This window comes from Paraburkholderia phymatum (genome assembly GCF_038900715.1).
Taxonomy (GTDB): domain Bacteria; phylum Pseudomonadota; class Gammaproteobacteria; order Burkholderiales; family Burkholderiaceae; genus Paraburkholderia; species Paraburkholderia phymatum_A.
Window position 1 is genome coordinate 1 of sequence record NZ_JAYMRZ010000012.1, and the last position, 25,676, is coordinate 25,676.

Here is a 25,676-nt window from a genome sequence, read left to right on the forward strand (position 1 = left end):
GGTGCTAAAAACCGCCCTCGAGAGATAGGAAGGAGTCCAAAACCAACCCACACCCGGACCCAAAACCGACCTCAACCCCGACATTTCTAATTAGCCACAACCCCGACATTTCAAAAAAGCCTCGACACCTATTGTAGCGGCCGAGTTGTAATGTCCGCTTCTGGCTAGGTTCAAATGTCCGCTTTCCGGACCATCGCAAGCTGACCGGCCGCCGGCGAACCGGCACCGGGAGCTTCGATGGCTGCGACAGAACGGATCACGATGACGATGCGCGAGCTAACACGTACGAGCAGATCCAGCACGTAGCCGACGGCAGCCACGCCCGCAGTCACGCCGACGGACCTCGCAATGCACCAAATCCAGCGGCTAACTCACCATCATCGCGATCACGCCCCCAGCGGCGTACCCCTCATCAATCGACCCGTATCAGCGAAACCGGCACTCCGGCTTCAACCAGTTCACAGGTGTTGCACTTGTAGATCGCGTTCAGATTGCGCACGGCGCCCTTGACCAGATCGGAGACCGCAAACACGACGCCGTCGCCTTGCCATGGGTCGCACCAGACTGCGTCGGGGCCCCATGAGCGCAGGTTGTCAGACTGCCATCCACGATGCAGGCCGATGCCGACCCACACATGGTCGTAGCCTGCGGTGGCGAACTGCATCAGGTCGAGCGGACGCAGACCTTTGTCATAGAGATGAACGAAGGCGATGATGGCCTGCTCCCAGCAGTTGCCGTATTTCGTGTTTCTCACGTGCTCCGCGGTGCCGCGCAGATTCCCGAGTGTCACCGCGCGCACACCGGCGTCTCGCGTTCTGTCGACGCCCGCTCCCGCAGTGTCGTCGTAGCCGTGACCGACGACGTTATCTACGCCACCCGCCGCCTTGAGGCGATCCCCGAGCTTGTTGCAAGCGAGAACGCCCAGGCTCTTCACCTCTCTGACCGCGCTTTCGCCCAGCCGGATGTTGTCTGCCAATGCCATGATTTTGCCCCTTAAAGTAAATTGATCGTACCTGGCGAATTCGCCTTTAACGGCATTCATTGAAAGCGTGAATGCCCCCAAGAGTCATCTCGTCGGAACCTGTAAGAAGACGGACCGCGTACTGCCGACATCGTCTGCCGCGCCAACTGCGCAACTGCCCACCTGAACCAGAACTGCGCGAATCAAAACCGCGCGAACCAGAACTGCGCGAACCAGAATCGCGTGCTTCAAAACGGCGGTTCTATGACGCCGCCGACGCGCTCGACCATCGCACGGCACGCAGCGCATACATACGATTGAGAGCCGCGCCTCGTATCGAAGACGCCCCCTACTACCGCCCGGCTCCAACGCAGTCCCCGGCCGCCGCGATCGTGGATGTAAGCGGCCATGTTTTCTTCCGCATGAGGCGCCCCGCCGTCTTCGCGCCTGACGCCCTTCAGATGACACGGCACTTCGAGAATGCCCAATCGCTTCAATTCGTCCCGTTGCCTGTCATTGAAGCCAGCCGATGAATTGATGCCCGCGATGAACAGCCGCGTTTCGCCGATCTCGACCCAGGCGATCTGAATCGTCGCTCCGCGCATCCGGTCGCCGAGCGCCTTGATCCTGTTCGCGACGAGCGTCAATGCGTGCTCGCCCTTGCGTTGCATTTCGATTTCCATCAGCGTCGACATATCGCACCTCTCGATCGCATCGACTCGTGTCACCCCGTCACCCTGTCACCGCGTGGCCTCGGCCACTCTCTGCTTCAGCCTGCCGCGTATCGCCGCGACGTCGAATCCATTCGGGCCGGGCGCGTCGGCGAGCGGCATATAAGGCGCGGGCGTATGCAGCAGATAAGCCTGTGCTTCATCGATGACGATCCGGTCGCTCGCGTCATAACCCAACGCTTCCAGTTGGCGCGTCAGTTCCGCGCGCTGCTCGTAGCTGAGCTCGCGCCACCAGAACGAACGGCACGCCTGCGCGTATGCGTTGTCCGAGAAATACTGCCAATGACCCAGTTCGTGGCTGAGGATCGCGGCCCTCACGGGCGCATCGATGATCTCGCCGCCCGGCCCCTTTCCAAGCCCCGGAATCGTGATCAGAAAATCGCGTGCGCTGCGCGCTTGCCAGTCACCGTTGCGTTCGCCGATCAGGCCCATCTGCACGGCAATACGTTGCAGCGCGCGCTCGCCGGGCGTCAGCGTCAGATGCTGACTGCGCGCCAGCTCGAAGAAATGCGCAAGCTCGGTCGAGCTGAAGTTGTTGCCCGCAGTCAGGTCCGCTGCATTGGTGCGAAAGCGCCGCGCGTGCGTGGCGATCTCCGTCGCCGTGACGATGTGATCGCGCGGCATGTCGCGGCGTTCGAACAGCGCGACGACCCGCGAAAACATCGCGCCCTGTCCGGCCAGGCTCGGCGCATGCATCACGTAGAGGCCGGGCTGGTCGGCGATCGCGAAGAGCACGAGCCGCGCGTCGCCCGGCAGCGATGCTTCGAGCCTCGCAAGCGGAACACGTCTGATCTCGACGTGTTCGCTCTGCGCGTCGAGTTCAGCGGCGCCCGCTTGCGCGCAGGCGTCGCCGGCGAGCCATCCCATCGTCGACAACGACAGCGCGCATGCCGCCGCGAACCCGATGCCACGTGTGCGAAAAGACTTCATCGACGCCCGCGCCCCAATCGCCGCTAGTCCGTCACGGTGATGATCGTGACGCGGCGGTTTTCCGGCGCGATCGGATTGCGCCGGTTCAGCGGCTCAGTCGATCCCTTGCCGACCGACGACAGACGCTCCGGCGCGATGCCGTCCTTGTGGGTCAGATAATCGACGACGGCAGCGGCGCGGTCCTCCGACAGCTTCATGTTCGCATCCGCCGAGCCGCGCGGATCGGCATGCCCTTCGACGCGAAACCGGAACGCCGCCAACTGCTCGGACTGCAACGCGTGAGCCACCTTGTCGAGCGCGGCTTGGGCGCTATCGGTGAGCGTCGAGGAGTTGGTCGTGAACGTGATCAGCATCTGCAGCGACGGATGCTTCGCGGGACCGGCAGGCTTCACCGCCGCGCCGGGTTGCTTGTTCGACAGCACGAAGCCGCGCGTGACGATGTTGTCGCCGTTGTCCTCGGGAGCGAGCGCCTTCGTCACCGACTGTTCGTCGATGTCCTGTTCCTTGACGACGGGGTCCGCGGCATGCGCGACATGCACGCATGCGATTGCACTCAGCGCCATCGTCAGCGCCCTGCGTGCCGTGCGCCCGTCCACAAACGAAATGATTGAGCCAGACATACCGCGACCTCCGATCGACGCTTGACCTGTCCACACGCGCGCGAGCTTTCACCGCATTCATCCGCGCTCGTCCGCATTCACCCGCTTTCACCCGCTTTCATTCGCGCAATTTCACAACCCTCTGCCAGCCGCTGCGCGCTTCGTCGAGCAGCCCGACGAAGCGCTCGCCATCGGGCAGTCCCCGTCCGCACAGCAGCGACGCGGGCACCGCGCTCGACCCTTGCGTCCACCACACGCTCGATCCCGTCTCGACGCCGACAGCCAGCAACGCGGACAAGCCGCCTTGCGTGGCGATCGGCTGCATGTCGTCCGCTTGCGCGTGCTCCAGCGGATACAGCCGCCATGCAGGCGCGTCGCTTGCGGCCGGTGCAACTGGCGCGACCGTAAGCGGCCCCCACGCATCGAGTTCCGCATCGAAGCGATCGAGCACGAAATCGTCGGCAAGCGTCGACAGCGCGCGCCGCGTCGCCTCGTCGTACCAGCACTGCGCTCCACTGAGCCACGCGGCCGCATCGCTGCACGGGACGGGTGCGACCGGCGCGGCGATCGTGAACGGAAAATAACGCCCCACCCTGTCGACGCCCGGCATCACGACGCCCGCCCATGCCGACTCGCCGCAAATGGCCGCGCCGAGCGCAAAGCACCAGACAGGCGCATTCAGATACACGGGCAGCCACTGCGCACCGAACCACCGCTGCGCGAACAGCATGCCCTCCTGCAGGCACGCGTCCCACGGCGTGACGAACGCTGCGGGCAGACGCCGCGTGACGAAATCGCCATGCGTGCGAACCTTGCCGAAAAAGCCGGGCCCTTCTGCGACGAACTCGCTCATAGCCGGTCAGGACAGCGAAACTGGTCGAATATCCCTCGACGGAACGGATTGGTCACGCTGCTTGCGTCGAGTTGAAGCGCGAGCGTGCGTCCATCCGAGTCGAAGGTCATCTTGAAACGGTCCGCTTGCGCGGTCGGCTGCAAGCGCGCGTCGTCGACCAGATGCAGCAGCGCCCACGGCCCATCCGCCCGCGGCGCCGACGCATCGCCCGACGGCTCGAAATCGACATGCGCCTGTCCCGTGCCCTTGCCGCTCGGCCACTGGAACACCATCGACTGATCGACATGGGCGGCAACCAGCTGCTGCCCGTCGATGTCGATGGTGGCGTGGTCGATCGCGGGATCGATATCGAGCACCTTGAGCGAGAAGCGCACGGACACGTCGCGCCCGCCCGCGCGGAAAAACGCATCCCTGATCTGCGCAGCCCGCTGAAACTGCGCGAGCACATCCTGCGGAATGCCGAGCGAATCGGCGCCATTGCGCCAGCGCCACTGCGGCCCGGACATGTCGACGAGCGTCGCCAGGTTCTTCTGGAAGAAATCGTCGATCAGGCCACCGGGACCGAGCAGCCGGCCGAAGTCGTCGGATGCCGCATCGCGCGTGGAGCCGCGCACCAGCGGGTAGCGGCCGTCGAGCGCCTGCCGGCAAATCTGCGCGACATTGGCCTGCCACAGCGCATTGAGGCGCGCCCGCTCGCCGCCGATCATCAGCATCGAGCCGCCGTTCGCGATGTCGTCGGCGACGTTCGCGAGCGGCGCGGGCGCGCCCTGCGCGGCGAGCTTCAGCTTGTTCAGCGCGTCGCCGGGCGGCGCTGGGAGCCCTTGCTTGCGGGCGGAATCGGCGGTTTCGAGATACGTCGCCGCGTCCTTGAGCGCCGCGAGCTGCGTATCGAGCGGCACGGGCCCCGCCGCGCCCGGCTTGCCCGCGAGATCGTGCAACGTCTGGAAATGCGCATCGACGGGATTGACCTGCGCGGCCGGCGGCGGCGCTTCATCAGGCTGATTGCCGAGCGCGCTTTCGAGCCGCTTTTTCACCGCATCGAGCTTGTTGCCGAGCGCGGCGACGCCCTGCCCGGCCAGCGACCCGCCCGTCTTGACCGTGCCGAGCGTCGTCTCCTGCGCGGCGGCCAGCATCAGCGCACGCAACGGCGAATCGGGCGCGGCGAGCAGATTCGCGACGCGCGCGCCCTTCTCGACGCCGTCGAACGGCACCACGTCGACATCCGCGAGCAGCGCGTCCCACTGCCGGATGTACTCGTCGTAGTAGAGCCGCGTCATCGCGGACTTCAGATCGTCGATGCCGTTCGGCGTCAGCACCGACTCTTCGCGGCCGAGCACCCAGTCGTCCCGCGCGACATCGATCACGGCCGCGTCGCGCAACTGGCCGAACTTCTGATAGCCCGCCCGCGTATAAGCGCCAGCGACGCCGCGCGTTAGCGGCGCGCCGCTCTTTCTGACGAGCACGAGCGTGGCATTGCGTCCTCCCGCTGCCGCGACGCTGAATTCCGGCAGCTTCGCCTGTTCGAGATCGCGCGCGACGCGATTGAACATGCGCTGCGCGAGCGGCATCTTCGCGAGGTTCGTGCGTGCCTGCGCGATCAGGTTCTTGTCGAGCGGCAGCGACGCATCGAACTGCGCGGGCTGGAACAGCGCGGCGAGATGAGCGTCGATGTCGTTGCGCTGATCGTCGCTCGCATCGCGCAGCGGTCCGCGCCGCCAGTCGATATCGGCCCACAGGCGAACAGAATCCGCGTCGAAGTGCGACGCATCGCCGAGCATCAGATACGCGCGAAGCACCTCGTACTGAAAGTCGGGATTGTTCGCATCGCCGCGCCGCAGTTCTTCTTCCATTCGGCGCACGACAAGAGGCAGCAGCGTCTGCTTCAGGAGCCGCCGGTAGCTCGCCTGCGCTTCGAGGCCCAACTTGTCGCCCTGATACAAGCCGAGCCGCGAAAGCCACGGCACGCTCCTGTCGCGATCCGCGTAGCCGCCCGGCAAATCGCGCGCGGCATTGAGCAACGGCAGCAGCGTGAGCGGATCGTCGCCGGCCCGCGTGTTCTGCGCGAGCTTTTGCAGCGCGGTCACATGCTGCTGGACATCGGCGATATACGCGCGATTGCGCTGATAGCTGATGAAGAACAGCACCAGCGCAATCACGACCGCGAGGCCGATCAACGCGAGCGCGATGCGCTGCAACCATGTTCGACGGCGCTCCAGCTTCGGGTTCGTGCCGGCCAGCCCCGCTTCCTGGAAGATGACGTCGCGCAACAGCCGCGTGATGAAGTACGCGCGGCCGCTCGCCGGGTCGGGCAGCACGACCTGGCGCTGCAAGCCGAGCGCGGCCGCGACGGCGCTCATCACACGATCGATGGGCCGTCCCTCTTGCGTGCCGCTCGTGAAATAGACGCCGCGCAACAGTGCTGCCTCATCGAAGCGCGACGCGCTGAACGTCTCCTGGAGAAACGACGTCAGCACGTTCTCGAGACCGGCGAACTGCTGCGGAAAGCCGTACACGAGCGCGCGCCGCCGCGTGTCGGTCTCCTGCTGCATGCGTCTCAACACACGCGCCTGCAACTGCTTCTCCAGCCCGGCGAACTCGCCGGGGAACGACGCGAGCGCTTCATCCGGCGCGCCTTGCGCGACGTAGGGGAACGTCATGCCCCACACCTGTTCGCGCTCGTCGCGACCGAGGTCGTCGAAGAACTCGGCGAAGCCCGCCAGCAGATCGCACTTCGTGACGACCACATACACGGGAAACCGCATGCCGAGCCGCGTGTACAGTTCCTTTAGACGTTCGCGCACGGCGCTTGCCTGCACCGCGCGCTGGGTGTCGGACAGTTGCAGCAGATCCTGCACCGACAGCGCGACGATCACGCCGTTCAGCGGCCGGCGCGGCCGGTACTTGCGCAACAGTTGCAGGAAGCCGCCCCACGCGGCCTGATCCGCTTCGGCGAAACTGTCCTGGGTCGTGTAGCGGCCGGCCGTGTCGAGCAGAACGGCATCGTCGGTGAACCACCAGTCGCAATTGCGCGTGCCGCCGACGCCGCCGACCGCCTGCTTGCCGAGCCGGTCCGCGAGCGGAAACTTGAGGCCCGAGTGCAGCAGCGCCGTCGTTTTGCCGGTGCCGGGCGCGCCGACGAACATGTACCAGGGCAACTGATACACATACTGGCTGCCGAAGCGCCCCTTGATGCGCGCCTTGCGCAGAATCGCCATCGCATCTTCGAAGCGCTGCTTGAGCGCGGCGACATCCGCCTCCGATTCCTTCTTGCCCGGCTGCGGCGTTGCCTCGGCGACCACGCGCGTGAAGCGCACGTTCGCGAGCCGCACGATCAGCCAGCGCACGCCCCAATAGAGCGCCCACAGCGCGAACAGCACGACGATCACGATCCAGCGGCTCGTCGCCGATTCGAGCGGCGCCTTGCCCGCGAACGCCAGCAACGGGCCTTCGATCCACGCGATCAGCGCGAGCGCCAGCACGCCGAGGAACGTCAGCACGATCGGGCGCCTCAGCCAGCCAAAGAGTTTCATGGGCGATGGCCCTCGCAGGGTTGCGTGCGTTGCGCGCATTGCGTGCACGTGGCGAACGAATTCACGATGCCGCTCCCGGCGCAAGAATGGTGATGTCGACACGGCGGTTCTTCGCGCGATTCGCCGGTGTGTCGTTGGGCGCGATCGGCTCGGTGTCGCCGCGGCCTTCGGCGGTGAAGCGGCCAGGCGAGCCCGCGCGCGCGGCCAGCATGTCCTTCACGACATCGGCGCGCGCCTGCGACAGGTGCCAGTTCGACGGAAAGCGCGCGGACAGCAGACGCTGGTTGTCCGTATGTCCCGCGACGACGACGTTGCCCGGCACATCCTTCAGCGCATCGCCGATGCGCTGGATCAGCGGCAGATAGCTCGACGTGAGTTCCGCGCTGCCCGATGCGAAGAGCCCGTCGCCGTTGATCTCGACGATCGTCCTGTCCGGTTTTTCGGCGACGCGCACGAGCCCTTGCGCGATCTCGGGCGCGAGGAACTGCGACAGCTTCGGCGCAAGCGCGGGCGGCGGCGCGGCCTTCGCGGCGGCGAGCGGCGGCGGCGCGACGCGCACGCCGTGCAGCGCGGCGAACACGCGATCCGACTCGTCGTTCAGACGCAGGCTCAGCACCAGATGCACGCCGACGAGCAGCACGCACGCGACAGCCGCCGCGACCCACAGCGGCACCAGTTGCAGCAGCGGCTTGCGCTCCGCCTTGACGGGCAGCCAGTGCACGGACAGGTCGCGTTCGGCGGCGCCGCGTTGCGCGCGGATCATCGTTTCAAGCCGTTCGCGGATCGTGTCGAGTTGCGTGCGCCCGCCGTCGATCAACCTGTAACGGCCTTCGAAGCCGAGCCCGAGAATCACGTAGATCAGTTCGAGCACATCGACATTCGCGGCGGGATTCTGCGCGAGCCGCTGGAGGATCAGGAAGAAGCGCTCGCCGCCCGACGCCTCGTTGTGAAACGTCACGAGCAGGCTGCGGCTTGCCCACATGCCCGCGCCCCACGGCGTGCTCGCAATCGACTCGTCGAGGAACGTGCACAGGCAATAGCGCGACGCGCCGAGCTTCTCGTCGTCGATACCGCTTGCGCGCCCTTGCGTCTCGAACGTGCGCATCATCTGGATCAGTTGAGTGCGCAACTCTTCGACGTTCGGATGCGTCGGCAGCTGGCGCAGCGGCACGGCCAGTTCGAGCAGCGGATTGGCCGCGCGCAGCAGCGGATTGAGGCCGCCCGCGTTCGGCGCGATGGGCGCCGCGCTCGCCGCGGCCGCCACGAATGCGGCGCGCGCGCCGCCCGGCGTCGGGATCAGGATCGTCGCGCCGGGATCGTCGAGCGGGCCGCGCGGTTCATCTGGAGTCACGATGTGTGTCCTCGATCATTGCTTCAGCGGCGGATGGCCCAAAACTCCATCGCCAGCCCCGGGAATTCGCCCGCGACGTGCAACGCCATGCCGGCGGACGTCGCGAACTGCTTCCACAATTCATTGCCGCGATCGAGCTCGAAGTACGTGAACCCCGCATGAAACGGCAACTGGCGCGGCGCGACGGGCAGCGCGCGCAGCCCGATGCCAGGCAACTGCAGGTTCACGAGATCGCGGATGCGCTCGATCGGTCCGATCTTCACTTGCGGCGCAAAGCCCGTCAGGATGTTTTCCGCGGGCATCTGCGCGCGCACGGCCAGCACGAACATCGCCGAAGCAAACAGGTTCTTGTCCGGCACGAGCGCCACGCGCAGGCCGAACTTGCGTTCTTCGAGCGGAATGGGCACTGCGTGCGGGTCCATCACCATGCTCAGCGACGCGCGCAGATCGTCGATGACGGGCGCGAACGTTTCCTTGAGCCGCTCGTGCCGGTAGACGGGATACGCGGGCGGACGCTTCGTCGGCTGGCTGAACGTCGCGAGTTCGCCCGCAAGCTGCAACGCGATCGCGTACAGCGTTTCGGGATGCAGCCCCGTCATCGTCGACAGATGCGCGGCAAGCGGCTCGTGCCGGTTGATCAGTTGCAGCAGCAGGAAATCCGCCACTTCGGCGACGCCCGTCACGCCCGGTTGCGCGAGCCGCGCGGCCAGCGCTTCGCCGCGCTGATGCAGCAGGCCGACGAGATCGTCGACGAACGCGGCGAGCCGGCGCGCCACGCGATAGTCGAGACACGGCGGGCTGTAGTCGCCTTCGAGCACGACGCGGTTATCCGGCAGGCGCTCGACGACACGCGCAACGCCCAGCACCGCATACGCATTCGCGACATCGGGTTCGAGCGCGAGGCGCACGCGCAGCTTGCCGATCTGCATCAGCGCGGGCGCGGCATTCGGATCGTTGCTGTCGCCGACTTCCAGTTCGGACACGCGGTGCCGCGCGAAATTTTCTTCGCTCTCGTCGCTGCCCGTTTCCGCGACGCCTGGTCGGCGCACGGGCAGCGCCAGCGCGATCAGCGTATTGCGCGTGCCCTCCGGAATATCGAGCGGCTCGGGCAAGTCGTCGTCGGCGGGCAGATTGAACGGCGTGCCGTCGGGCATCACGCCCGCGCACGACAGCAGCGCGACCTTGCCGAGCTTGAGCAGCTGCTCGTCGATTTCGAGCGTCGTCAGCCCCCAGCCATACGGACGCAGTCCCGCAGCCCGCGTTTCCAGTTGCGTCTGCAAGTAGCGGTCGTGCTGCTGCAGATGCTGCGGCTGCAGGAACATCCCCTCCGACCAGATGACTTTGCTGTTCCAGGACATGTTTGTCGTCGCTTGCTAGTGGCGTTCTCGTGGCGAAAATGATCAGCGCTTGTCCGACGGGTCTGTCTTGCCGTTCTTGCGCGCGGCGCGCAGCGCATCGATCTGCGCTTCGTATGCGTCGTTGAACGCGTCGCCGAACAGGCGCTGGAAGTCGTCCTGCGCCTCGCGCGCGACGCTCTCATGCCGTTCGACGAACAGGTCCCACAGCTTTGCCTTGCGGTTGGACAGCACCTTGTCGATCACGCCGCCCTCCTTCAACTGGGCTTCGATCGTGGTGGGATCGAAGCGCGCGAGCACTTCCGCGAGCGCTGCGCGCATGCCGACGATCACGGCCAGCTCGTGCGACTCGATGTCGTCGAACGCGCGCTCCAGCGCCTGCGCCGGCGACAGGTAACCGGCGCCGCGGCCCGTCAGCATCTGCGCGAGCGCGCTGTCGACATCGGGGAAAAACTTCAGCGGGTTGTTGTCTCGCGCGACGATCAGCGTGACGTCGAGCCGCGCCTCGCGACGTGTCATCGAGCGCGCGCGCAGCACGGCCATCGTGCCGCGCAGCGCATCGCGCAGCATCGCGCCGACGAGCCGCGCGAGATCGGCAGGCGGAAGATTGGGCGCGCGCGAAGGATCGAGGCCGAGTCCTTCGAGCAGCGCGGCGTATGCATCGCCCGATGCTTGCGCGGCGCGCGGTGCTTGCTGTTCATTGGACGGCGCGGGTGCGGGTGCCGGCATCGCGCCAGTGTTTGCGACAGATGCGGCAGATGCAGATGCAGGCGATGGCGTTGGCGCTTGCGGTTCGGGCGCGGCTCCTTGCACAGGCTCGCGCGCAACAGGCACAGGAGCCTCCGCGGAAACAGGCGCGACCTCGGTGGGATCTTCGAGTGGCGCTCGCTGTGCGGGCTGCGCGAGCAGATCATCGAATGGCGTCGCTGGGCCACTCGCGGCGGCATCGTCGAGCAGACTGGCTGGCAAACCCGTCGGTCCCTGTTGCGAGATTGGAGCCGATGCGGGCGCAGATGCCGGAGCGGCCGGCGTTGCAGTCCGAGGCGGATGCGTCGGAGCGGACTCGAACGCCGGCGATGGCGGCGGCGCAAACAGCGGCGACGCGGGCGCGGCCACGGCAGGCGCGCCGCCAGGACGCGGCGACGATTCCCATTGCGCGAGCGCGTCCGCGAGCGGATCGTAGTCGGCGGGAATGCCTCCCGGCGATGCAGCAGGCACTGTGGAAGCACCGGACAAACCGGACGAACCGGCCGCGCCACGCGGCAGCGGCGGCACGAGAGGCGCGGACGCCACAGGCGCCGAAAACGCCTGAAACTCCGGTGCCACGTGATCGCTTTCGGAGCCCGCATAGCGCGGCCCTGACGCGACCGGCTTGCGCTCGCCGAAGGCGGGCTGTCCGAGCGGATCGAGCGCGCCGAGGCCGAACGGATCGCCTTGCGCATCGGCGGGCGACGGTTCGCCGAGCACCTTCACCGACGCCAGCGGATCGGGGAGCCCCGTCATGCTGCGCTCGCCCGTCGCGCGTTCGCCGATCGACACTTCGAGCAGATACGTGCCGATCATCAGCCGGTCGCCGCTCGCGAGCCGGGCCTCGCGCGTGCCGCCGAGCGCGCGCTGATTCAGCACGCTCGGATTGCTGCCAAGATCGCACAACAGATACTCGCCGTCACGAAACTCGATGCGCGCATGCACGCGCGAAATCGCGCGCTGCTGGTCGGGCAGGACCAGCGTGCAGTCGGTTGCGCGTCCAATGGTGCCGCCCGCCGTGCCGAACTCGACCGCGATCGGCTCGGCGACAGGCTCGTCATTGAAGCGCGCGACGCGCAACGAAAGAACCGGATTGCTCACGTCTATCATCCCCTGCGAATCATCCAGCCATCCCCTCATCACTTGAGCTTCTTCGTACCATCATCAGCGTCCTTCGGATCAGTCGGCGCGGTGGGCGACGAGCCGCTGCCCGACCCGGCCGAGCCGCCCGAATTCAACAGGATCGGCGTGCCCGACACCGCGACGCTCGCCGGCCCCACCACGACGAACGCACCCCCTGCCTTGAGTGTGATGCTCGCGCCCGCTTCGATCACGACATTCATGCCGGCCTTGATATGGATGTTCATGCCCGCATCGATCGCATAGTCCATTCCGACTTTTTCCTGCAACTTCTGGCTGACGTTCAGCGAGTCGTTGCCCTGCACTTTCGCGTTGCGATCGCCCGTCACGCTGTCGTGCCGCGCGCCCGTCACCGCGATGAATTCGTTGCCCGTCACCTTCAGATGCCGGTCGTTGCCGACGTTCGTCAGCATGTCGTTCTTGATCCACGTTTCATGGTCCTTTTCCGCGTGGAAGAACAGTTGCTCGCTGCCCTTCGTATCGTCGAAGCGCATTTCGTTGAACCCGCCGCCGCCTTTCGTCGAATTGCTCTTCAGCGTCGAGAGCGCGGCGTTCGCCGGCAGGTCATACGGCGGCATCGTGTTCGCGTTGTACACGCAGCCCGTGACGAGCGGCCGGTCGGGATCGCCCTCGATGAAATCGACGAGCACTTCCTGGCCGATGCGCGGAATGAAGAACGTGCCCCAGCGCTTGCCCGCCCAGTCGTGCGACACGCGCACCCAGCAGCGCTTCATTCTCTCGGCTGCATCGGCGGGCGGCGCGAACTGCTCCCAGTGAAACTGCACCTTGATGCGGCCGTACTTGTCGGTGAGAATCTCGTCGCCGTCGGGCCCGACGACCATCGCGGTTTGCGGGCCTGCCACGACGGGGTGCGGCGTGATGCGTTCGGCGCGGAACTGGTTTTCCTTGCGCAGCGCGGTAAAGCTGCAATCGAAGAACGGCAGCGTGCGCCTGTCGTCGCGGTTGTCGTTGCGGTTATGGTTCCCATTGTCGCTATAGGTCGATACGTACGTGTCGGAATTGATTTCGTAGTCGGCGCCGACCACCAGATAGTCGTGGTTCTGCGCATCGCACGCATGGCCTTGCAGCTTGAACAGGCCGCCCGGCCACACGCCGCGCGCGCTCGAACGTCCGCTGATGCTGTCGTTGCGGGCCTGGCGAATCTCGACGCCGACTTTCGCGTAACGGTCGCCGTCGCCGGACTGGATGTGGCCGCTCAGATGCTCCTGCATCGTGTACACGGGCGGGTCGTAGACCTTCGGACGCGTCGCGCGCGACAGCAGCCCTTGCTGGTTGCTCGACGACGGCTTTTCGAAGTCGTATTCGTTCACTTCGTACTTGCCCGTCTGCAACTCGGCGCCCGACGACCACTGATACACGCACTCTTTCTCGTGGCCCGGCTCGTACCATCCGTCGTAGGCGATCGTCGCGTAGTGATCGATCGACGTATGCACGTCCGCCGAATCCGTCATCACGAGCGTGTGCTTGCCGCTCTTGTGCTCGAAGTAGTAGTAGATGCCCTCGTGCTCCATCAGCCGGCTGACGAACGCGAAATCCGTCTCGCGATACTGCGCGCAATGCTCCATCGACGGATACGTCGCCGAGCATTTGTTGCTCATGTCGATGTCGTAATCCTGCAGCACCTTCGCGATGATGTCGGGCACCGTCATCTCATGGAAAAAGCGGCTATGCGACGCACGCGTGAGCAGCCACAGACGCGGCCGCACGACGGCCTCGTAGCGCGCCATCCGGTTGCGCGTGCGATCGCCGGGCGCGACGATGCGAAACGCGGTGACGATGCCGTTGATCTGCCGCTCGCCATCGGACGGCAGCGACACGGCAATCGACATATCCTGGCCGAGCAGATCGCCCGGCTTCAGATCGTTGCTGGTGCTGAGCAGATCCAGATGAAACTCGCTGAGCCGCCCGAGTTCCTCGTGCCCTGTCAGTCGCAGGAACAGCAGGTCGCTGCCGGCAGGCGCGCAACTGACGGTGATGTGGCGGAGCGGATCTTGCGTAGTCATGTCACGGAATCATCGTGTTGACGGTGGCCGGGTTGACGATGGTGACGACGCCGCCCCAGTTGCACATGCACTTCGACACGTTGTCGAGCGACGGCTGGTTGCCGAGCAGCACGGTCGGCGCGCCCGTGAGCCACGGCGACATCGTCGCGGGCACGCACGGCATCGGCGTGAGCACGCCCGACGCGGCGGCCGTCGCCGAGGCGACGGTCGGATTCGCGGGCGAGCTGCACATGCCGAACGGCATGATGTTGACCATCGGCACGTGGTCCATGATGTTCGCGGCGGGCGGCCCTTCGCCCATCACGCGATTCACGGGCAGCACGACGAGCGTCGAAGGCGCTGCGCCGAACGAGCACTGCAACGTGGCTCCGATGCTGACCTGTTGCGGCATATGCATCCTCCGTCAAGGCGCGCGCTCAATCGAACGTATAGACGAACTCGCCGTCGCGCGCGCCGATCTGCACCTTCGATACCGTGGTGCCGTTCATCATCCGCGTGAGGAACTCGTTGCTGATGTGAGGCAGCAGCGTGTTCGTCAGGATCGCGTCGATCATGCGGCCGCCGCTTTCCAGTTCGGTGCAGCGGCTCGCGATCAGCTTCACGACATCGTCGTCATACGCGAACGGAATCTTGTGCGTCGTGCGCACGCGTTTTTCGATCCGCCCCAGTTGCAAGCGGATGATCGCGCCGAGCATCTCGTCGGACAGCGGGTAGTACGGGATCACGACGAGGCGCCCGAGCAGCGCCGGCGGAAACACCTTCAGCAACGGCTCGCGCAGCGCTTTCGCGATGCCTTCGGGCTCCGGCATCAGCTCGGGGTCCTTGCACAGGTTCGCGATCAGGTCGGTGCCCGCATTCGTCGTGAGCAGGATCAGCGTGTTCTTGAAGTCGATCACACGCCCTTCGCCGTCTTCCATCCAGCCCTTGTCGAATACCTGGAAAAAAATCTCGTGCACGTCGGGATGCGCTTTCTCCACTTCGTCGAGCAGCACCACGCTATACGGACGACGCCGCACGGCTTCCGTCAACACACCGCCTTCGCCATAGCCGACATAACCCGGCGGCGCGCCCTTCAGCGACGACACGGTATGCGCTTCCTGGTACTCGCTCATGTTGATCGTGATGACGTTCTGCTCGCCGCCGTACAGCACTTCGGCGAGCGCGAGCGCCGTTTCCGTCTTGCCGACGCCGGACGTGCCCGCGAGCATGAACACGCCGATCGGCTTGTTCGGATTGTCGAGTCCCGCGCGCGACGTCTGGATGCGCCGCGCGATCATCTCGGTCGCATGCCCCTGGCCGATGATCCGCTTGTTCAGGTTTTCCGCGAGCTTCAGCACGTTCTCGATCTCGTTGCGCACCATCCGGCCCACGGGAATCCCCGTCCAGTCCTGCACGACGGATGCGACCGCCTGCTGGTCGACGGTCGGCAGGATCAGCGGGTCTTCGCCCTGATGCGCCGCGAGCTTCGATTGCAGTTCGCGCAGTTCGGCGAGACGCGTTTCGCGCGCGGCGGGATCGACGGAGGCAGCGGGTTCGATCGGCTCTGCGCTCGCCGCGCCTTCGACCTTGCCCGTCTCGTTGCGCAGTTGCGCGCGCAACGCGAGGATGCGCTCGACCAGTTCTTTCTCGCCCTGCCAGCGCGCTTCGAGTTCGGCGAGACGCGCGCGCTCCGTCGTGAGACGCTCCGTCGCGGCCGCGAGCCTTTCGCCCGTTTCGATCCCGACAGCCGTCTCGCGCCCGATGATCGCGAGTTCCGTTTCGAGCGCGGCGATGCGCTTTCTCGAATCGTCGACGGAAGGCGGCGTCGCGTGCTGGCTCACGGCGACGCGCGCGCAAGCCGTGTCCAGCAGGCTCACGGCCTTGTCCGGCAACTGGCGCGCGGGAATGTAGCGATGCGACAGCCGCACGGCTGCCTCCAGCGCCTCGTCGAGCACCTGCACCTTGTGATGCTTCTCCATCGTCGACGTGATGCCGCGCATCATCAAAATCGCCTTCGTCTCGTCGGGCTCGGGCACCTGCACGACCTGGAAGCGCCGCGTGAGGGCCGGGTCTTTTTCGATGTGCTTCTTGTACTCCGCCCACGTCGTCGCCGCGACGGTGCGCAGCGTGCCGCGCGCAAGCGCCGGCTTGAGCAGGTTCGCGGCGTCGCCCGTGCCCGCTGCGCCGCCCGCGCCGACCAGCGTGTGCGCTTCATCGATGAAAAGGATGATCGGCTTCTCGGAGGCCTGCACTTCCTCGATCACCTGACGCAGCCGGTTCTCGAACTCGCCTTTCATGCTCGCGCCCGCCTGCAGCAGGCCGACGTCCAGCGTGCGCAACTGCACGTCGCGCAGCGTCGGCGGCACGTCGCCCGCGACGATGCGTTGCGCGAAGCCCTCGACCACGGCCGTCTTGCCGACACCCGCTTCGCCCGTCAAGATCGGATTGTTCTGGCGGCGGCGCATCAGGATATCGACCACCTGGCGGATCTCTTCGTCGCGGCCGACGATCGGATCGAGCTTGCCATTGCGCGCCTGCTCGGTCAGATCGGTCGTGAAGCGATTGAGCGCCTCCTGCTTGCCCATCGCGGCGGGCGGCACCGCGCCGCCGCTCTCGCCTGACTGAGCCGCGCCCGCTGCCTGAAAGCCGTCGCTCGCGCTCATGCCCGCTTCGGGCGAGCCGCCGAGCAGGCTGTCGAACTCGTCGACGAGCGCCTCTAGCTTGATCCGCTCGAACTGGCGCGAGATGCCGTATAGCGCGTTACGCAGCGACGGCGTCTTCAAGAGGCCGACGACCAGATGGCCCGTGCGCACCTGCGACTCGCCGAACATCAGCGAGCCGAACACCCAGCCGCGTTCGACGGCCTCTTCGACCTGCGAGCCGATGTCGACGACGGAGCCCGCGCCGCGCGGCAGCCGGTCGAGCGCATCCGTCAGATCGCGCGCCAGCGCCGAAGGCTCGATGCCGAAATGCTTCACGATGCGGTGCAAATCCGAGTCCTGCAATTGCAGGATCTGATGGAACCAGTGCACGAGCTCGATATACGGATTGCCGCGCAACTTGCAGAACACGTTCGCACTTTCGATCGCGCGATAGCCCAGCTTGTTCAGCTTGCCGAACAACGCTGCACGTTTGATTTCGGCCATTTTGCTAGTCCTCGGATGAGTGTTGGGGTTCCGGCTGACGAATGCGCGCGTCGCCGCGCCCGGGTTCGCCGGGCCGTCCGGACAACGAAGAGGAACGGGAAGCGGGATGCAGCTTCAACTGACGCTGGTCCTGCGCGGCGGGGCCGCCCAGCATCCACGTCGTATAGCCGAGCCGCGCGCGGCGGCCAAGCGCGAGGCGCGGCACGTCGTCCTGCTTGAGCCACAGGTTCAGGTCCCAGTCGAGACCGTCGCGCACGTAGTTGCGCACCCAGTCGGTCAGACGGCGCAGACTGTCGCCGCCTGGCAGAAAGCGCTCGTAATCGGCGAGTGTCAGCGGCCCGATGACGATGCGGAACTTGTGCTGGCAGTCCCACACGCGCGCGCCGAGCAACGTCGATACGCCGAGCGCGGACGATCCGTCGCGCGCGCCCAGACGCGAGAGCGTGTCGCGCGGCAGCGGCATCCAGTGGCCGACCCATTGCTCGATACGCACGGGCAGGTTGAAGAAGCGCGAGAGAATCAGTTGCAGGCCCGCGGCGGGACGCGTCGGTGCGGCGAGCAGTCCGGCGAAGTGCAGCTTCGCGAAATCGGGCACCGCATCGCGCTCGCGCAGCGTCGCTTCGCCGAGGCCGAACGTGCTGCCCACATAGACAGAAAAGCGGTCGCGCTCCGGCCGGTCGAGACTCACGGCCGGCTGCGCGTTGGCCCACGCCCGATAGAACAGCGACACCATCCGGTGATGGAATACGTCGAGAAAGCGCGCGAACGTCGGGTCGTTCGCATTGCGCGCGCGGTCGCGCACGTATTCGGTCAGATGCACGGGCATCGGCCCGTTCGGCCCCAGCAGTCCCATGAAATTCACTGCGAGCCGTGCCGCATGTCCGTCACGCGATGGGACCAGCGCGGCGAGCGTCGCGGGATGAAAGATCAGTTCCGGCTCCTGTGAAAAGCGCACGGCATCGTCGCGCGGGCGCAGCGATTCGCCGATGCGCGGCTTGTCGCGATGCGCGTTCTCGATGAGCCGCAGCGCCTGAAAGAAGTCGAAGCGCCATGCGTGTGTTTCGAGTTCGCGCAGCAGAGTCAGAGCGTCAGGCATTGTCCGCCCCTCGCTGGCCAGCGCATGATCTCGCCGCGCGACAGCGTTCTCACCACCGTCTCCGCGAACGAATTGATCGACACGTATTGCGCAAAGTAATGCGACAGCACGGCGCCGAGCACAAACGCACCCGCGCCTTCGAAAGCGGCGTCGTCGAGCGTCAGCGTGATCGCAAGGCCTCGGCCGAACACGATCGGCCCTGCAAACGGCAGGCGTCGCGTCACGGAATGCGATTCGACGGAATGCACGCCTTCGATCATCCGCTGTGTCGCCGGGTCCCCGACGGGACAATAGAGGCTCAGCAGATCGCGCAACGCGCGTGCGCCCTCTTTCGCATCGCTATCGACGAGCGATGCATAGTTCAGCGACAGATGGCTCAGCAGCCGCCATGCGACGGCGCCATGCGCATATGACGGCAGCGGGCGGCTCGGGCCGCTCACGCAGCGCACGCTCTCGACGGGCGCTTCGACATCGAGTGTGAAGTCGCTCGCGCCGCTGCCAATCGACAGCGTGAGTGGCAAGTCGCGATTCGTGCAGAGCACCTGCAATCCGAGCTGACGCAGATCGCCGCGAAACGGCGCGTTTGCCGCATCGACAAGCGCGATGAACGTCTCGCTGCCCAGATAGCTCGTGCGCGGTCCGCGTTCGGCCTGCCGCGACGAGCGCATCCGCTTCTCTCGCCGCACCTGGTAGTACGCGTTCGCGCCGTGGCCCGCGCCGAGGTCGCGCGCGTGATAGAACGCATCGAATTTCTGCTCGGCGGCGGCACCCGCGCCATAGCCGGTGACTTCCTCGATCGAATAGATTTCGAAGTCCATCGGCCGCGTGCGATCGGCGATCACGTGATACTCGAATTGCTCGGCGGACAGCGCAATGCGGTCCGTGCGGCGTGAAAACAGATTGATCGCGGGCGTGCAGAAGAGCGCGAAGTTGGATGCGTCGAGCGACTGTTCGAGCAGCGGATCTCCGCGCCTGAGCAACACGATCACTTCGACTTCGTTGTCGCCGCAACGGCGCAGCGCGGGCTGCAAGCCATCGATCGCGACGAACATGAAGCGCTGCGCGAACGCGAAATACTCCTGTAGCAGCCGATAGCCCTGGAACGACTGCTTGCTGATGGGCAGCAGCGCTTCGTCTTGCGCAAAGCCGACGGGCACGACGGCCGTCGCCGGCAATTGCGCATGCCACGTTGCGGGCCGCGACACGGGCATCACGACGACGCCGACGGCCGAGCCGAGCAGGCGCTCATAGGTGCGTGTCGGCAACGCGTCTGCACCGCGCAGATACAGCACCAGCCTGTCGAGCTTCAACTGGTTGATCCTGAGGCCGCCCGTCGCGCGCAGCCGCAGCCGCAGACCCGCTTTCACGCCGGGCGGCAACGCGATGTCCGCGCCGCCGAGCGAGCCCGAGTGCGTGAAGAACTTTGCATCGGCGATTTCGAGCGGCCACAGCGTCAGGTCGTGAGCGCTGCGATATTCGCAGCGCGTCGAACCGTTCTTGTCGAGCACGCTGCGAAACGCGCTGCCGCGCGCGACCTTCACGCCTTCGGCGAGGCCGGGGTTGCTCAGATCGGGCCGGATCTGTACGACGGCCATCGACGGCGTCGGCGCGAGATAGTGCGGATAGACCAGTTCCGCGAGATGCTGCGTGAAGCGCGGAAACTCGGCATCGATCTTCATCTGCACGCGCGCGGCGAGAAAGCTGAAGCCTTCGAGCAGGCGCTCGACATACGGGTCCGCGCATTCGAGGCTTTCCAGCCCGAGGCGCGCGGCGACCTTCGGATATTCCTTCGCGAACTCCCCGCCCATCTCGCGCAAATGCTGGAGTTCTTCGCTGTAGTACTTGATCAGTTCGGGGTTCATGAATTCAACGCGCCCCGCTCTGGTCGATTACTCTGATTTCCCCGGCTTCGAGATCGAGCTCGGTTCTGAAGTACAACCGTTCCGGGTACGGTTGCGCCCACAAGTCGCCTTCGATCAGAAACGCCACGGTGTTATGGCGGCCCGTGGTTTCTTCGGACTGCACGGCCGTCACGCGCACCGTGTCGCGGATGATGCGCGGCTCGAATGCCCAGATCGCGTCGCGCACGTGCTTCTCCAGCTTCGCTGCATCGATGCCCGAAGCCGTCTTGCCCGCGATGTCCGGAAAGCCGAAGTTCAACACCGACGTGCTCACATACGGATAACCCGACAGGTCCTGCACGGAAGCGAGACCATTCGCGTTCAGGAGCCACGCGAGATCGCGCTGCACGCTCTGACGCAGCGCGCGCATCGACAGCACGCGGCGCTCACGCGCCTCCTGCTTCACCTCCGGCTCGTGGTCGGTCAGCCGGTCGAGCAACGAGGGCTGCAGCCGGTCGCGCGTGCTCGCTTCAGCCATGATCCGGCGCGGCGCCCGCGCCGCCCTCGCTGCCGGGCGGTGCGTCGACCGCCAGTTCGATCGTGCGGATATCGAGCAGCGCATAGTCGTTCACGTCGGTCGTCAGCATCCGTTGCCCGACGGGACGCGCTTCCGCCGCATCGCCGCCGACCCATTCGGTCAGGCGCGCGAGCCATAGCGCGTGGCTCTTTTGCGCCAGCGTGCCCGCATAGCGCGTCGGAATCAGCCCGGCCGCCTGGCCTTCGTTCGCCCATGTGAAGGTCGCGGGCGTCCAGACACGGTCGCGCAGATCGGCTGGCGCTTCGATCTCGATGCGCCTGATCCGGAAGAACGGCACCCAGTAGTAACGGCCGTTGAGCACCGTTTCGAGTGTCGGTCCGAGCCGGCCGTCGGCATCGGCGATCCACTCGAACGGCTCGCCGTTGATGCTGCCCGAGGTGGTGGGCGCGTCGGCGAGCGCCTGTTCGCGCGCGGCAGTGGCCGCCGCGCCGTCGCCTGCCGCATCGAGCCGCAACGCTTCGACGAGCAGCGCGAGCCAGCCCGTCGGCTCGCCGAAAATCAGCGGCGCGCGCGTGCCGTTGAACACCTGCTCGCGCAGCGCTTCGCATTGCAACGCTTCGCGGTAGGTCTGCACCATCGGCAACGCGGCGGCGTCGAGATCGCCGACGACGTTCAATTGATTCAGCGCGCGGTCCCACGAGCCCAGCACGGCGAGCAACTGGAACAGGAACACACGAAGGGACGCCTTCGACGGATCGTTGCGAACCTGCATCTGCAATTGGCGCAGGCTCTCGTCCAGATCGCCTTCGCGCAAGCTTTCCTCTGCGGTCATGTCAGTTCGCTCCGTCAGGCCGGGTCAAATGCAACTGCGTGCAACCACGTGCAACTGCGCGACAGCCGGATGCCATCGGCCCGCGCCGTCGCGTTGCCGTGCCACAGCGCCATACGAGTGCGGCACGGCGTTCTGCCCTCGTCTAGTTGCTCGGGTCGTTCTTCGGAATGTCCCACTTCACCTCGACGACGCCGCCCTCCTTCGCGCCCTTCGCGTTTTGAGGCTGATATTCGACATGGAACTTCTCGAAGTTCAGCGTCACGTTTTCGGTGAAACGGTCTTCGCCACCCGAGCCGCCCGTCGAATACGAACTGATCAGCAACGCGGTCAGCGTCACCTTGTAGTACTCAAGCGGGTTGTCGCCGCCCGCCTTGCGCACGGTCAACACGGCCGAGTCGATATGCGAGCCCTTGCAGCAGGCCGCCATGATCGCCGGCGACGCCTTGTCGACGTATTTGGTGAACGAGAGGTCCTGCACGTTCACCTTGCCGGCGCCCCCGCCCGTGCCCATGTGCATCGTGCCGCTCTGGCTCAGCCCCCAACTCCATGCGAGCACTTCGATTTCCTCCTTATGGGTCTTGTCCTGGGACTCGCCCTTGATGTCGCCTAGCTTCATGAACATATCGACGGCCATGTTCTTCTCCACTCAAAAACGTTTCGTCAGTAACAACGGAATTCCGTCATGCCGCCTTGGCGGACGGAAGCTTCGAGACCAGCCGCAACGACACGGTCAGGCCTTCCAACTGGTAATGCGGACGCAGGAAAAACTTCGACGTGTAATAGCCGGGATTGCCTTCGACTTCTTCGATCACGACCTCGGCGGCAGCAAGCGGCCGGCGTGCCTTCGACTCTTCGCTGGAATGAGCGGGATCGCCGTCGACGTATTGCAAAATCCAGTTCTGCAGCCAGCGCTGCATGTCGTCCTTTTCCTTGAAGCTGCCGATCTTGTCGCGCACGATGCACTTCAGGTAGTGCGCAAAGCGGCTGCACGCGAACAGATACGGCAGGCGCGCGGCGAGATTCGCATTCGCCGTGGCGTCGGCGTCTTCGTACTCGGCGGGCTTGTGCAACGATTGCGCGCCGATGAACGCGGCAAAGTCCGAGTTCTTCTTGTGCACGAGCGGCATGAAGCCGTTCTTCGCCAGTTCCGCTTCGCGCCGGTCGCTGATCGCGATTTCCGTCGGGCACTTCATGTCGACGCCGCCGTCGTCGGTCGGGAACGAATGCACCGGCAAGCCCTCGACCGCGCCGCCCGACTCGATGCCGCGAATCCGCGAGCACCAGCCGTACATCTTGAACGAGCGGTTGATGTTGGTCGCCATCGCGTAGGCCGCGTTGGCCCATGCGTATTTGCCGCTGTCGGCGCCGGCCGTATCTTCTTCGAAGTCGAATTCGTCGACGGGGTTGGTCTTCGCGCCATAGGGCGCGCGTGCGAGAAAGCGCGGCATCGCGAGGCCGATGTAGCGCGAATCTTCCGACTCGCGCAATGAGCGCCACGCGGCATGCTCGGGGGTTTGGAAGATCTTCGTCAGGTCGCGCGGATTGGCCAGCTCCTGCCACGAATCCATCAGCATGACGGCGGGGTCCGCGCCTGCGATGAACGGCGCATGCGCGGCGGCCGAGATCTTCGCGATCTGGGTCAGCAGGTCCACATCGGGACCGCTGTTGTCGAAGTAATAATCGGCGACGAGCGCGCCATAAGGTTCACCGCCGAACTGGCCGTATTCTTCTTCATAGAGCTTCTTGAAGAACGGGCTCTGGTCCCATGCAGTGCCTTTGTATTTCTTGAGCGATTTATACAACTCGCCCTTTGAAATATTCATCACGCGGATCTTGAGCGACTCGTCGGTTTCGGTGTTGTTCACCAGATAGTGCAGACCGCGCCATGCGCTCTCCACTTTCTGGAACTCCTCCGAGTGAATGACGAGGTTGATCTGCTCGGTCAGCTTCTTGTCGATCTGCGCAATCAGGCCCTCGATGGTCGCGAGAACATCACTCGAAATAACGGCTGTATCGCGCAGCGCCTGTTCCGCGAGCGTGCGCACGGCCGTCTCGACGGCCTCTTTCGCCTTCTCGCTTTTCGGCTTGAATTCCTTTTGCAGCAGATTGGCGAAGTCGCTCACTTCGAGCGCGCCTTCTGCCTGCTGCGTCTGCTCCTGGGGGGTGGGTTCGGCCATGGTCAGACTCCACTGTTGGTCGCGCTTATTCCTGTGGCTTCGGCGCGGATGCGAGCGATTGCAGCAAGGCCGGATCGTTCAGTACTTTCGCGATCAATTCCTCGGCGCCGGTCTTGCCGTCCATATAAGTCAGGAGGTTCTGCAACTGGCCGCGCGCCTCTAGCAGCTTCGACAGCGCATCGACCTTGCGCGCGACGGCGGCGGGAGAAAAGTCGTCCATGCTCTCGAACGTCATGTCGACGGCGAGATTGCCTTCGCCCGTCAGCATGTTCGGCACTTGCACCGCGACGCGCGGCTTCATCGACTTGAGGCGCTCATCGAAATTGTCGACGTCGATTTCCAGAAACTTGCGGTCCGCGACGGGCGCAAGCGGATCGGCGGGCTGCCCGGACAAGTCGGCCATCACGCCCATTACGAACGGGAGATGCACCTTCTTTTCCGAGCCATACACCTCGACGTCATATTCGATCTGCACGCGCGGCGCGCGATTGCGTGCAATGAATTTCTGGCTGCTTTCCTTGGCCACGACAGTTCCCCTGGTTGACACCGCACCGTCGATAGACGGGGCAGCGTATCAGTTGCGTTGCTGATCAACTCCCCACGACTATTCGTTTTCGATACCGCCAACCTGCCGGGCCTGGCCAAGACCTTCGGGCGCCAGGTCCTCGAGTATTTCCATGAAGTTCTTGTCGACGAGACGCCGCGCGCGGTTCAGCAACAGCGGCACCGGACTCGACGGCTCGTGCTTCTGGTAGTAAGCGCAGATCTTGTCGAGCAGGCGGATCACATCCTGCCGGCTGTTCACTTCACCCGTCGGCGGCGCGCTCGCTCGCGCACCTGTGCCCGTGGGCGCGTTCGTTTCCGCTTCGCCCGCTGCTGCTTCGTCCGCGTCTTCGGCTTGCGGCGCCTCTTCGCCGATGCGCTCGACAAGAAATCCCGACGCCTGCTGCAACAGGCGCGACAACGGCGACAGATCGATGGCCTGGGCCGTGCCGACGCGCTCCGTCAGCAGCGTTTCGATACGTGTGTTGCTGCTGCGCGCGCCCTGCAACGCAGCGACGACGCGCACGGCATCGTCGTGTACGTCGGCGATCGCCGCGTCGATCGATGCGAGCGTCAACGGTTCGACGCCTTCGGGCGAGGGTACGTCGCCGTTCGCATATTCGATGTCCCGCAGCCTGACGATCCCATGCGTGCGCGAAGTGACAAGCGGTGTATCGCGCACGTCAAGCAGCAAGCCGGATTGATCGACGAGAACGGTCAGTGCATTGATGCGCGCAGTCGGGTCGTTGTCGTCGTCGGGATCGAGTTGCGGATGGACATGATTCCAGTGCTGTTCGAGCAGCGCTTCGATCAGCGCAAGCCCTTCGGCAAGACCGGCGAAGCCCTGACGATGCAGCAGCGCGCGCGCAAGATGCGCGGCCACGCGCAAGTCGCGGCTCTTGGCGAACAGTTCGAGAGAAAGCGACTGAGCTATCTTCCAGTCGGGCGGCGTGGCGGCGACTACGGTTGCGCCGTACTGGACATCCGGCTTGCCGTGAACGGCCTGTTCGAGTTCGCGGAACAGCGGGTCGTATTCGACATCGTCCCCACAAGGGCTTTCTGGAGAGATTTCGGCAAGCAGTACCCCGGCATCGAGCGTGGCCATTTCTTGTTTCGCTGCAGTCAGAGACGAATAGTTTTAGCGTGCTCGCTCTTCGCGACGACTCACGCCACGTTAACTGTCGAAACTGGACTTCCCCCGGATCGAAGAGCCAATCGAAAACGATTTGGATTACTTAAGTAGGCACGCGTTTATACAGCCACGTCGTAACGCGGTCACTGCTGCGGCAGACCGATACGAGGA

21 protein-coding genes are annotated in these 25,676 nt (G+C 65.2%); all 21 read right to left on the reverse strand.

The features are described 5' to 3' along the window. Positions 1 to 170: 170 nt before the first annotated feature. Positions 171 to 332 carry a hypothetical protein gene (locus VSR68_RS21690; protein WP_342941797.1) on the reverse strand — a complete coding sequence of 54 codons (162 nt, stop codon included), beginning with the start codon at positions 330 to 332 and terminating at the stop codon, positions 171 to 173. 80 nt (positions 333 to 412) lie between these two features. Continuing rightward, positions 413 to 1,063 carry a hypothetical protein gene (locus tag VSR68_RS21695; protein ID WP_342941798.1) on the reverse strand — a complete coding sequence of 217 codons (651 nt, stop codon included), beginning with the start codon at positions 1,061 to 1,063 and terminating at the stop codon, positions 413 to 415. Positions 1,064 to 1,209: 146 nt separating this feature from the next. Next, the gene (locus VSR68_RS21700) at positions 1,210 to 1,656 is read right to left on the reverse strand and encodes a hypothetical protein (RefSeq protein WP_342941799.1); all 447 of its coding nucleotides are present in this window, start codon (positions 1,654 to 1,656) and stop codon (positions 1,210 to 1,212) included. 45 nt (positions 1,657 to 1,701) lie between these two features. Further along, a complete protein-coding gene (locus VSR68_RS21705; RefSeq protein ID WP_342941800.1) occupies positions 1,702 to 2,622 on the reverse strand; it encodes a hypothetical protein in 921 nt (306 codons plus the stop codon). Between the two features lie 23 nt (positions 2,623 to 2,645). Beyond that, positions 2,646 to 3,242 carry an OmpA family protein gene (locus tag VSR68_RS21710; protein ID WP_342941801.1) on the reverse strand — a complete coding sequence of 199 codons (597 nt, stop codon included), beginning with the start codon at positions 3,240 to 3,242 and terminating at the stop codon, positions 2,646 to 2,648. A 97-nt stretch (positions 3,243 to 3,339) separates the two neighbouring features. Then, positions 3,340 to 4,074, reverse strand: coding sequence for a type VI secretion system-associated protein TagF (gene tagF / locus VSR68_RS21715; protein ID WP_342941802.1), 735 nt, complete (start codon positions 4,072 to 4,074; stop codon positions 3,340 to 3,342). Next, positions 4,071 to 7,604 carry a type VI secretion system membrane subunit TssM gene (gene tssM, locus VSR68_RS21720; protein WP_342941803.1) on the reverse strand — a complete coding sequence of 1,178 codons (3,534 nt, stop codon included), beginning with the start codon at positions 7,602 to 7,604 and terminating at the stop codon, positions 4,071 to 4,073. Before tssM ends, tagF begins: the two co-directional genes overlap by 4 nt. 61 nt (positions 7,605 to 7,665) lie before the next feature. Next, on the reverse strand, positions 7,666 to 8,955 hold the full coding sequence (locus VSR68_RS21725) for a DotU family type VI secretion system protein (RefSeq protein WP_342941804.1): 1,290 nt from the start codon (positions 8,953 to 8,955) through the stop codon (positions 7,666 to 7,668). Positions 8,956 to 8,978: 23 nt separating this feature from the next. Next, the gene (gene tssK, locus VSR68_RS21730; protein WP_342941805.1) at positions 8,979 to 10,313 is read right to left on the reverse strand and encodes a type VI secretion system baseplate subunit TssK; all 1,335 of its coding nucleotides are present in this window, start codon (positions 10,311 to 10,313) and stop codon (positions 8,979 to 8,981) included. A gap of 42 nt (positions 10,314 to 10,355) precedes the next feature. Then, positions 10,356 to 12,158, reverse strand: coding sequence for a type VI secretion system-associated FHA domain protein TagH (gene tagH, locus VSR68_RS21735; RefSeq protein WP_342941806.1), 1,803 nt, complete (start codon positions 12,156 to 12,158; stop codon positions 10,356 to 10,358). 38 nt (positions 12,159 to 12,196) lie between these two features. Continuing rightward, positions 12,197 to 14,221: a type VI secretion system Vgr family protein gene (locus tag VSR68_RS21740; RefSeq protein WP_342941807.1), complete on the reverse strand. Its 2,025-nt coding sequence runs from the start codon at positions 14,219 to 14,221 to the stop codon at positions 12,197 to 12,199. 1 nt (position 14,222) lies between these two features. After that, positions 14,223 to 14,612: a DUF4280 domain-containing protein gene (locus tag VSR68_RS21745; RefSeq protein WP_342941808.1), complete on the reverse strand. Its 390-nt coding sequence runs from the start codon at positions 14,610 to 14,612 to the stop codon at positions 14,223 to 14,225. Between the two features lie 25 nt (positions 14,613 to 14,637). Further along, complete coding sequence (tssH, locus tag VSR68_RS21750) at positions 14,638 to 17,346, reverse strand: type VI secretion system ATPase TssH (RefSeq protein WP_342941809.1); 2,709 nt, start codon at positions 17,344 to 17,346, stop codon at positions 14,638 to 14,640. A gap of 4 nt (positions 17,347 to 17,350) precedes the next feature. After that, positions 17,351 to 18,442: a type VI secretion system baseplate subunit TssG gene (tssG, locus tag VSR68_RS21755; protein WP_342941810.1), complete on the reverse strand. Its 1,092-nt coding sequence runs from the start codon at positions 18,440 to 18,442 to the stop codon at positions 17,351 to 17,353. Continuing rightward, on the reverse strand, positions 18,427 to 20,304 hold the full coding sequence (gene tssF / locus VSR68_RS21760; protein WP_342941811.1) for a type VI secretion system baseplate subunit TssF: 1,878 nt from the start codon (positions 20,302 to 20,304) through the stop codon (positions 18,427 to 18,429). Before tssF ends, tssG begins: the two co-directional genes overlap by 16 nt. A gap of 4 nt (positions 20,305 to 20,308) precedes the next feature. Continuing rightward, a complete protein-coding gene (tssE, locus tag VSR68_RS21765) occupies positions 20,309 to 20,821 on the reverse strand; it encodes a type VI secretion system baseplate subunit TssE (RefSeq protein ID WP_342941812.1) in 513 nt (170 codons plus the stop codon). Next, positions 20,814 to 21,653 carry a type VI secretion system accessory protein TagJ gene (locus VSR68_RS21770; protein ID WP_342941813.1) on the reverse strand — a complete coding sequence of 280 codons (840 nt, stop codon included), beginning with the start codon at positions 21,651 to 21,653 and terminating at the stop codon, positions 20,814 to 20,816. Before VSR68_RS21770 ends, tssE begins: the two co-directional genes overlap by 8 nt. A gap of 142 nt (positions 21,654 to 21,795) precedes the next feature. Then, positions 21,796 to 22,287, reverse strand: a complete 492-nt coding sequence (locus tag VSR68_RS21775) for a type VI secretion system tube protein Hcp (protein ID WP_342941814.1) — start codon at positions 22,285 to 22,287, stop codon at positions 21,796 to 21,798. Positions 22,288 to 22,333: 46 nt separating this feature from the next. Continuing rightward, entirely contained in the window at positions 22,334 to 23,830 is a 1,497-nt protein-coding gene (gene tssC / locus VSR68_RS21780; RefSeq protein WP_342941815.1) for a type VI secretion system contractile sheath large subunit, read from the reverse strand. A gap of 25 nt (positions 23,831 to 23,855) precedes the next feature. Continuing rightward, positions 23,856 to 24,356 (reverse strand): type VI secretion system contractile sheath small subunit, encoded by a 501-nt coding sequence (tssB, locus tag VSR68_RS21785; RefSeq protein WP_028369702.1) that lies wholly within the window; start codon positions 24,354 to 24,356, stop codon positions 23,856 to 23,858. Positions 24,357 to 24,434: 78 nt separating this feature from the next. Beyond that, positions 24,435 to 25,478, reverse strand: coding sequence for a type VI secretion system protein TssA (tssA, locus tag VSR68_RS21790; protein ID WP_342941816.1), 1,044 nt, complete (start codon positions 25,476 to 25,478; stop codon positions 24,435 to 24,437). Positions 25,479 to 25,676: the final 198 nt, after the last annotated feature.